We start from the raw sequence: 2,536 nt of genomic DNA, 5'->3' as shown, positions 1-2,536 counted from the left end.
TTCGCTCGTCTGGAGCGGCTGACGGCGCTGGAGCTGCGCGATCATGCCGACGAGCACGTGGCGATATCCGGCGCGGCCGCTCAGTTGGCAGCCAAACGCGCAGGAGCCGATCAGCATCGGCGCCTAGCGCGGCTGTTGGCGGAGTTCGCCGTGGAGGTGGACGTGAAGCGGCAGCGACAACTGGATGCACGCTTTCACATCGAGATCGCGGTAGCCGCCCAATCGGTTCGGCTGACCCATAACGAGGTACGGCTACAGGCCGAGCTGGGTGAGTTGCTGTGGCTGCCCTATCGCGGCCAGCCGGATATCGCAGCGATGCGGGTTGAGCATCAGGCGATTCTCGAAGCCATAGTCAGCAACGACGCCAACCTTGCCGGAGCCCTCGCTCAGGCACATGTCAGTCGAGAACTGCGCAGGCTGACCGCTCTGAAGCTTGAGGTCATGGCCGCCGACTGATTGTTGGAGCGGAACTTGCTTCGCAGAAGCGAGATAGCCTCTATCTCACTCACTGAAGGTGAGGGGGATAACGAGTTGAGGAGTTCGATATGAAAGATTCTGCAACCCAGGCCCCGGAACTGTTGAAATTTGCTGCGCAAATCAACGTTTCGATCAGTAACGTTTTCGCCGGGTTACGTAACCTTGAAGTCGCTGTCGGCGGGCTTTGGCCTGAGCGCCCTGGCGCTGTACAGGTGCTCGATTCGAACGAGCTCGCGGTGTTGCAACAGGACGTTCTCCGCCTGCTGGCGGTCAAGGACGTCCGGCTGCATGGTGCGGGAATCGTCTTCGCACCCGGTCAGGTACGCGATCGGGAAATGCATCTGGAGTGGTGGTGTCGCGGCGCTGAAGGGGATATTCGCCCGCTCAACCTGAACTTCAATCGCCTCAGCGAGCGTTTTTACGATTACGAGTCCATGCCCTGGTATGTCCAGGCTCGGCATTCCGGCAAGCCCTGCGTAGCGGGTCCCTTCGTCGATCTTTACGGCACGGAAGAGTACATTGTCGCCTTCTCCGTACCGATCTTCGTGCGCGAAAGATTCATCGGAGTGGCGGCGGCTGACGTGTGTCTGGAATCTCTCGAGCCGTTGTTGATCAAGGGCCTAATGAAGATGAAGAACGAGGCGCTGGTCTTGAATGCCGAGGGCCGGGTTCTCGCTGCCAATACGGTGAGCTGGTCGGCCGGCGACCTGGTTGCCCTTAACGAAGAGAGTCAGGCAGCGAATTCCTGCCGACTCGGGCTGGAAGCCAATCCGTTCTGGACCGTGGTCGAGCGTGCGATACCCCGCTCTGAGAGTCTGGCTTTCTAAATCAACGATCTTTGTATCGTCCTGTGAGTTAACCGACTGAACCGCTAGGGAGCATTTCTGCCCCGTAGCGGTTCGCGGATGCACTCTTCTGATTCGATTCCGATCTAGCGATCAAGGCCCATGCAGAGATACTTGATTTCCAGATAGTCGTCGATACCGTACTTGGAGCCTTCGCGGCCGACACCGGAGGCCTTGATGCCGCCGAACGGCGCGACCTCAGTGGAGATGATCCCGGTGTTGATGCCGACGATGCCATACTCCAGCGCTTCCGCAACACGAAAGACCCGGCTCAGGTCGCGAGCGTAAAAGTAGGCGGCCAAGCCATACTCGGTATCGTTGGCTCTTTCAATCACTTCATCTTCGCTGGTGAAACGAAACACCGGCGCCAGCGGGCCAAAGGTCTCTTCGCGGGCGACCTGAGCTGTAGCGGGAACATCTGCCAGCACCGTGGGCTGGAAAAAGGTGCCCCCCAGCGCATGAGGCTTGCCACCGCTTACCAGACGAGCCCCCTTACTCAAGGCGTCGGCAATGTGCTCGCTGACCTTGGCCACAGCCCTGCTGTCGATCAGCGGGCCGGTGGTGACGCCTACCTGGGTACCATCGCCCAGCACCAGAGAGCCGACGGCCTGGGCCAGTCGAGCCACAAAGCTGTCGTAAACGCCAGCCTGTACGTACAGGCGGTTAGCGCAGACGCAGGTCTGACCGTTGTTACGAAACTTCGAGATCAATGCTCCCTCGACGGCAGCCTCCACATCGGCGTCGTCGAAAACGATGAAAGGCGCGTTGCCACCTAGCTCCAGGGATACCTTCTTGATGTCCTGCGCGCATTCAGCCATCAACTGACGGCCGATTTCAGTGGAGCCCGTGAAACTGAGTTTGCGCACCAGCGGATTACTGGTCAGTTCGCTGCCGACTTCGCCCGCAGAACCGGTCACGACGCTGAGCACTCCGGGCGGAATGCCTGCCCTTTCGGCCAGCTCTGCCAACGCCAGGGCGGAATAGGGCGTCTGACTTGCTGGTTTGAGCACCATGGTGCAGCCTGCCGCCAGGGCGGGGCCAGCCTTGCGGGTGATCATGGCCGAAGGGAAGTTCCAGGGCGTGATGGCTGCGGTGACGCCGATAGGCTGCTTGATGACCAGCAGACGCTTGTCGGGTTGGTGGCCCGGAATCACATCGCCATAGACACGTTTGGCTTCTTCGGCGAACCATTCCAGGAAGGACGCCGCATAGGC

Annotated in this window: 3 protein-coding genes; 2 read left to right on the top strand and 1 reads right to left on the bottom strand. The window is 60.1% G+C overall.

Annotated features, from left to right (window positions below; all coding sequences use genetic code 11):
• The coding region (locus tag FAZ11_RS24550; RefSeq protein ID WP_137283181.1) for an FCD domain-containing protein at nt 1-456 on the top strand (456 nt) is incomplete at its 5' end.
• 89 nt (nt 457-545) lie between these two features.
• Nucleotides 546-1,304: a cache domain-containing protein gene (locus FAZ11_RS24545; RefSeq protein ID WP_042133132.1), complete on the top strand. Its 759-nt coding sequence runs from the start codon at nt 546-548 to the stop codon at nt 1,302-1,304.
• A 104-nt stretch (nt 1,305-1,408) separates the two neighbouring features.
• On the opposite strand, the gene FAZ11_RS24540 is transcribed toward FAZ11_RS24545, so the two are convergent.
• The coding region (locus FAZ11_RS24540; protein ID WP_137283180.1) for an aldehyde dehydrogenase family protein at nt 1,409-2,536 on the bottom strand (1,128 nt) is incomplete at its 5' end.

It is taken from the genome of Pseudomonas rhizoryzae (assembly GCF_005250615.1).
Taxonomy (GTDB): Bacteria; Pseudomonadota; Gammaproteobacteria; order Pseudomonadales; family Pseudomonadaceae; genus Chryseomonas; species Chryseomonas rhizoryzae.
Note: the sequence above shows the minus strand (reverse complement) of the source record. Positions and strands in the feature narration are given on the sequence as shown.